The sequence below is a fragment of the Coleofasciculus sp. A1-SPW-01 genome (genome assembly GCF_040217205.1).
Classification (GTDB): Bacteria; Cyanobacteriota; Cyanobacteriia; order Cyanobacteriales; family Coleofasciculaceae; genus Coleofasciculus; species Coleofasciculus chthonoplastes_A.
In genome coordinates, this window is the sequence record NZ_JAVJNP010000233.1 from 20,915 (window position 1) to 27,782 (window position 6,868).

At 46.6% G+C, this 6,868-nt stretch carries 5 protein-coding genes; 1 reads left to right on the plus strand and 4 read right to left on the minus strand.

The window, feature by feature from the left end:
• Positions 1-212 precede the first annotated feature (212 nt).
• From RH949_RS32635 to RH949_RS32650, 4 genes are all read right to left on the minus strand, one after another.
• Positions 213-3,794 carry a GAF domain-containing protein gene (locus RH949_RS32635; protein WP_446359079.1) on the minus strand — a complete coding sequence of 1,194 codons (3,582 nt, stop codon included), beginning with the start codon at positions 3,792-3,794 and terminating at the stop codon, positions 213-215.
• Between the two features lie 447 nt (positions 3,795-4,241).
• Positions 4,242-4,556, minus strand: a complete 315-nt coding sequence (locus tag RH949_RS32640) for a hypothetical protein (protein ID WP_446359081.1) — start codon at positions 4,554-4,556, stop codon at positions 4,242-4,244.
• Positions 4,557-4,955: 399 nt separating this feature from the next.
• Positions 4,956-5,276, minus strand: coding sequence for a hypothetical protein (locus RH949_RS32645; protein ID WP_232231756.1), 321 nt, complete (start codon positions 5,274-5,276; stop codon positions 4,956-4,958).
• A gap of 344 nt (positions 5,277-5,620) precedes the next feature.
• Positions 5,621-6,493, minus strand: a complete 873-nt coding sequence (locus RH949_RS32650; protein WP_006102972.1) for an alpha/beta fold hydrolase — start codon at positions 6,491-6,493, stop codon at positions 5,621-5,623.
• A gap of 265 nt (positions 6,494-6,758) precedes the next feature.
• Between RH949_RS32650 and RH949_RS32655 the strand changes: the two genes are divergently transcribed.
• On the plus strand, positions 6,759-6,868 hold a 110-nt coding region (locus tag RH949_RS32655; RefSeq protein WP_446351953.1), incomplete at its 3' end, for a helix-turn-helix domain-containing protein.

The following is a 6,868-nucleotide window of genomic DNA, read 5'->3' on the forward strand; positions in this document are numbered from 1 at the left end:
ATCCCCCATGGAACAAAAAGCGAAGCATCCGCTGGCTTCCGCCTTTTTAAGGGGGACGGGAGGGGGATCAAAAGGGGGACGGAAGGGGGATCAAAAGGGGGGACGGGAGGGGGATCAAAAGGGGGACTTTAACGGTAGCAGGGTGTGTTAATACAGCTATTACCGCTGTATATTATGCCCCTACAGGTAGCCCCTAAACCGTCAAGAAAACCTTATTCATAATCCAGTTTTGGATCAACCTTAAACGTTCCCACAGACGCCTGTAACTCTCGCGCCACTTCCACCGTTTTTCGCAGCGAATTCGACACTTTCGTCGAAGAATCTGAGGTTTGGGCTGATACCATAGCAATCTCGTACATCAAACTACTCACCGCTTGCGCCGTTTGCGTCTGAGACACCGTAGCTGTAGAAATTAACTGCACCAATTGGTCAATCTGATAGGATACCTCTAACATCTGACCCAAGCTATTCTTGGCATCATCTACTAACTGTGTCCCTTCTACCACCTGCTTGGTGCTTTGTTCCATCGCCTCAACCACCATCGCGGTTTCCCGTTGAATACTCTCAACAATTTCCTCAATTTCTTGAGTCGCCGCCGCCGATTTTGCCGCCAATTCTCCTACTTCTTCAGCAACAACAGCAAAGCCTTGACCCTCTTCACCAGCCCGTGCTGCCTCAATCCCGGCGTTAATAGCTAGTAAGTTGGTTTGTAGGGCGATTTTCTCAATGATAGATACCACCTTAGCAATCTGTTGCGACGACTCACCCAAACGCTTCACCTTTTTCGCCGTCTCCCCAATCGTACTCCGCAGATTTAAGATATTCTCTACCGTTAAATCCATCGCCGCTTGACCCATTTGGGCGGTATTGGATGCTGTACCCGCAACAACTGCCGCTTGGCGAGCGTTCTCGGCGACTTCTTCAATGGACTGGGTCATTTGTTCGACAGAATTTAAAATTTGAGTCGTTTCTTCTGCTTGTTTCAGTGCCGCTTCTGCCAGTTGCTGAATCGCTTGTTCGTCTTCACCAACCGCCATATTCACCTGAATTGCTGACTCTTGTACCCGCGTGACAATCTGCCGCAAGTTCTCCACAATTGAGTTGAAAAAGTCAGCAACGGTGCCAATTTCACCAATGTTGACCTCTGCCCGTACTGTTAAGTCCCCTCTGGCTGCACCTTCCACATCATTAAGCAGTTCAACTAATTGCATTTGAATCGCTTCTTTTTGTTGACGTTGCTCTTCTGCCAGACTTTCAGCTTTTTGACGGGATTGCTCAATTTGGGCTAAGAAATCTAAACGATCTAAGGCTGAACCGAGTTGAATCGCCACCTGTTTAAAGAAGGTCATTTCTGACTCTTGCCACACCCGGCTACTGGAACATTGATGGGTAACTAACAAGCCGTGAAGATCACCATACGCCAAAATCGGTGCGACTAAATTGGCTTTGACGTTAAAGGGTTCCAGTTGACCCAAATAACACTTACTTAAACCTGCCTTGTGAATATCTTCAATCGCCTTGACCCGCCCCTGCTTGTATTTTTCTACATATTGCTCCGCAAAACAGGGGTCAGCAATATTCGCGCCCAAGGCTTTGGGAAAGCCTTCTGCCACCGATTCAGCCGTGATTGTACCTTTCCAGTTTTCGTCAAATAGATAAACGATCGCGCGATCGGTTTTCATGGTTTTGCGAATTCCTGTAATCGCGGCATGATAAATTTCCTCCACGGTCACGGATTCCCGAATGCTGGATGTAATTTCATTCAGTTGTTGCGCCCGTTCGGTTTCCGCTTCTTTTTCGACCAAGAAGTTCACCCGGTCTAAGGACAAACCAACTTGAATTGCTAACTTCTTGAGAAACTCAATTTCCGAATTCTGCCAATTATGGGGCGCATTACAGTGATGGGCAATCAATAACCCAAATAACTGCTCATCCTTGAGAATGGGGGTGACCAAATTGGCTTTCACTTGTAACCGTTCCATTAACTGGAGGTGATCCGGATGAAATCCCGCTTCAAAAACATTATCGGTGGGTACGACTCGTCCTTGTTTGTAAGCTTCGATCAGAGCATCCCCAATACAAGGGTCTTCAATTTTATCCCCTAAGGCACGAGTCCAAGCGGGAGCGACGGCTTCATTGGAAATGTATCCCCGCCAGTCGGGTTGGAACCGATAAATTACCACCCGATCAACGCCCAGAATTTGCAACGCCCCTTGAACAGCCGTCTGGAAGACTTCCTCTAAATCTCGTTCAGTCCGAGCGCGGGAAATGGCGATGTTGGCAAATAATTCTGCCTGTTGTGTTTCTGCCGATTGCTGATATAATAACCCCTTAACACTGGTGACCAGATTATTAAACGCTTGTGACAAGAGGCGGGTTTCTGTCGGACCTGCGGGTTCAGCATGAACATTGAGATCCCCTGCAATCATCTGTTCCGCCGTGCCAACCAATTGTTTTAAGGGCATTGCCAAGCGACGGGCTAAAAATAACAGGATTGCGGCGATCGCACCGCCCAAGAGCAGAAACGCTAAGGAAAAGGTCAGCGCGGCTTGAGATCCAGTGCGGCGGAGGTCACTTAGTTCCATGGAAACCGCAATCACCCAGTTGGTTTTGGGAACGGTGACCAGAAGATAACGGCGACCCGCGTATTCAAAGTTAGCCCTGTTGAAAGAATCGCCAACCTGAGAGGGAACTGACTCTATGGTTAAATCTTTGAGTGGCAAATTACTCGCTACTGATTCCGCCTGAGGATTCTGAGACTGTAGGCTATCGAGCAACATTTTGGCACCTTGCGCGATCGCATCACCGCCCACAACTGTCTGTTGACCTTCTCCGTCCTGAATCCCGACGTTATGAATGACAGTGACATTACCCTCTTGGGTCAGGGCTAAAAGTTGTACGATTTGAGAATCAACTACGTGTAAATCTGAGAGCAAATTATTCAGCACTGTACCGAACGCTGCGGCGGGTAAGACCCCTTTGACCACACCCAGAAATTCACCTGAGTTCGGATCAGTAATCGCTTGGCTCAGTTCAATACCAAAAGTATTTGCCGATTGATCAAACGTCGGTTCGATTAACCGACCCTCACCTGTTTTCGTTGCTTGCCACCATTGTTCATCCCGTTGCACAAAGTCCGAGGTCGGGCGACTATAGGCGACGTTAAACCCGTGTTTGTCGGTAAAAAATAATTCCGCAAATTCGCTAACTTCTGCTGTTCTTTGCAGATAACTATTCAGAGCTGAATTGGGTTGAACAATTTTATTTGTGGCGAAGGTTTGTTCAAGCTGCTCAATCGGAATTGTCGTCAGCCCTTCAGTTTGAGCTACTGTTGCCGTATTCTTCGCCGCATTAATGACTAACGGATTATGCGCCACAATTGCGGGAATTTTTTCGGCTTCGGCTAACAACTCAGTGACCAGATCACTGGTTAATAATGCTTCATTTTGTAATAACTGCTCAGTTTGTTCTTGGCTGCGTCCCGAAATAATTCCAGATGTCACCAATCCCGCTAATCCCAAGGGAACCAGTACAGCAGGTAAAATGGTTTGCAATAACTGAATCCGCAGGGGAGTACTGTTCTGGGATAATAAACGATTGTAGCTCGGAAGAGTACGCCCTAGGAAAGAAGGCTGTTTCTTCGGCTCTGGAGGAGTCATTCCTGGGGGGGGAACGGATTCGAGAGGGAGTTGGCTGTTAGGATAATTCGTTGCACTATTTTGATACCCTCTATTCAAAGTGTCTTCATGGGATTGAGCGTTATAAGTGTTAAGTGGATCAAATTTAGTAGCCATGAAATGATGTCCTTGAAATGAGAGTCTTGGTTAATTCTTGATTGTCATACTTGCTTTTTGATCAGCAAGCTACGTTAAAGAATTCTGGCATCGACGGGGGCGAATTTAGTAACACCATGGTCAAAAAACAGGAGGGTAAAAAATTGCCCCTACTTAACAGAAATCAAAAGGGTTTATAAGTCAACTAAAATTGGTGTAAGATGCCGGAAAAAGTATGCTAAGTGGTCTTTATGTACCAACCAAATTGCTATCAATTGTCCAATACCCTATATCAGCTTTACATCATTAGAGAACTCGATCTCAATCTAAAATTTACAATCCAAAACGGTATCAGAGGAATTCTGGTGTTACAAAACACGACAGACACTTATCCTCCCAAGGCGTCTAAAAAGACAGCCATACTTGTTGCTGAATCCTAATTCACCAATGACATAAGACGATATTGGATTAAAGCACTCGTCTGCACGCCACACTAGCCGCCTTGATACCCCCACCCGAGGCAATTAAAGCACCGATGGGACCGCCAACCGCTTCCCCGGCGATCGCCATTTCAATCGCCACCGCCAACGTACAAACATCTAAATCCGCTTCTGATGCAGGTTGCGCTTCTGGATGGTTATCTTTCCAGGCTTGGGCTAAAGGAACGGCAAGTTCTGCTAATTGATTTTCGAGGTCAAATTGCTGTACTTCTTCAGAAGATACAGGTTCAGAGGTTGAGGGATTGAGATTACGTAATTGGTTGTCGGATTTGAATGAACTCATAGTGCTAGTACCTAAAAAAACACCACACTCAGGAATAGTGGGATCGAAGCGAAAACGATAGATTTACCCTGGTGGTGTCCAACCTTGAGGAGAACAGAAGCAAAAGAGGCGAGCGATCGCAGACCCTAGGCTTTCATTCCCAGATACGGTTGAATCTGTAAGACAGTCGTATAACTTGTAATACACTTTCCTTATCATAGGTCAACTACACGAGCATCAGCAACAAAGTCTTAGAGGTTTCATCGAGTCTTCATAAACGGGGGGACTCCGGGTGCAGAGGATATAAGGGAAACAAGGTGGGGGAGTTAACTCAAAACTCTCTCACCTAAGCGGGGTGGGTTTAGTCACATCGGGGTGGCAAAACACGATAATCGTGAAAGTGAGTCCCGACTTCCCCAATCACTCAAACAGAACTGTAACCTCACTGGATTGGGTAAAATAATTCCAAATCGCGATCGCTAAATCATTCTCATATTCCAGCTTTTCAATACCCTGACAATTCTGGCAATCCCCTATACATGATGACGCTTGACCATCTAATGCCCCCTCAGGAATTGCCAAACAAATGTTAACAACCGGGATCTCGTGTCCCTCACCCAATCCGTTATAGGTGCTGAACGTCACCGCAGCAACATAGTCCATATTGATGATCAAATCGGCGAGTCGGATGAATGCCAAGATAAACTCCTCGCACAGATAATTCAATAACTGTTTTGTCAAAAAAAACCTACATAAAAAGGTTAAGTCACACACCCAATTGGTGTAGTCAAAGTTGAACTCTTCAATTTGGTGTCGTAGATGCACTTACCGACAACGGAATAGATCAGAGAGCTTCCCCTAGCTTGAGTTTTTCTCAAAGGTCGGGTTTCTTTTCTATGCCATTGCCATGACCCTGAAAACGTACTTAACCGTAAGATAGCGTAAAACACGTAATACACCAATAGCATGATAGTCAATCTGCACACTGATCAGCAATAGGCTGATCACAAACATTGGGTGATTAGGGACTGGGGATGGGAAAAATTCTCCTCCACACCTGTGCACCCAGGCTTCCCTATCTTCCCTCATCCTTTAAAAAAATCTAACAGCGCCTTGGCTGTCTGTTGTGGCGCTTCCTCTGGTAGAAAATGACCGCACTCCAACGCCTGACCCCGAACATCGATCGCGCGATCGCGCCAAGTTTGTATGACATCATAGCGGCGTTGCATGACGCCTTTTGCTCCCCATAACACCAATAGAGGACATTGAATCTTCTGGTCAATATCTGCCTCATCGTGTTCTAGATCAATAGATGCGGCGGCGCGATAATCTTCACAGGTGGCGTGAATCACAGCAGGTTGACTAAAGCAGCGACTATATTCCGCCATCGCCGCTTCGGTGAACCCCGCCTGTGTCGCACTCCATTGGTGTATCTTGGTTTTCAGGTAAAATTCTGGGTCTGCACCAATCAGTCGTTCGGGGAAATCATAGGGTTGAATCAGAAAAAACCAATGTTCGTAAGCTGTGGCTAGTTCCTTATCCACCGTTTGAAAAATCGTTCGGGTGGGTACAATATCTAAAACCGCCGCTTTATCAACTCGGTTAGGATGGTCAAGCATCAGGCGATGCAACACCCGTCCGCCGCGATCGTGTCCGGCGGCGAAAAACCGCTTAAAACCCAGGATATCCATCAGTTCCACTTGGTCTTGGGCAGTTACCCGTTTAGAATAGGTCAGATGGGCTGGATCAGAGTTGGGTTTATCGCTGTCACCATAGCCGCGCAAATCTGCACAAATCACGGTGAAGTGCTGTGCCAGAACGGGTGCAACCTGATGCCACATTACATAGGTTTGCGGATAACCATGGAGTAATAATAGAGGATATCCTGCGCCACCCATCACCAGATTAATCGTGGTGTCTGAGGTGGTAATTCGATGCTGGGTAAATTGCTCAAACATACGTGCTAACGGAGAATAAGTAGACAGATCTTAACCAAGTAGGTTAGTTTATACTCAGACATGGTATCTTGCTGCTAGTTAGACGGTGCATGGGGTGAAAACCTTTCCAGCAGCAGATACAGGCATTTCCGATTAGTTATCCGTTTGTTGAGCGCGATCGCGCCGTTGAGTTAATTCAGAGCATTTACGTTTCTTACCGAAAAATAGGGTCTAAAGCCTCCCCCTTTTAGGGGGACTTTTAAGATAAATACGCTACCGTATTAGTATGAATTGCCGATATCAATTCAGAATCTATCCCACCCCTGGTCAGCGTCAATCATTGGCGCGGCTATTTGGGTGCGTGCGGGTAGTCTGGAATGATGCTCTTTTCTTGTG

What these genes read in the sequence shown, in the direction of transcription:
- RH949_RS32635 (WP_446359079.1), bottom strand. Translation starts at nt 3,794, where the DNA reads ATGGCTACTAAATTTGATCCACTTAACACTTATAACGCTCAATCCCAT.
- RH949_RS32650 (WP_006102972.1), bottom strand. Translation starts at nt 6,493, where the DNA reads ATGTTTGAGCAATTTACCCAGCATCGAATTACCACCTCAGACACCACG.
- RH949_RS32640 (WP_446359081.1), bottom strand. Translation starts at nt 4,556, where the DNA reads ATGAGTTCATTCAAATCCGACAACCAATTACGTAATCTCAATCCCTCA.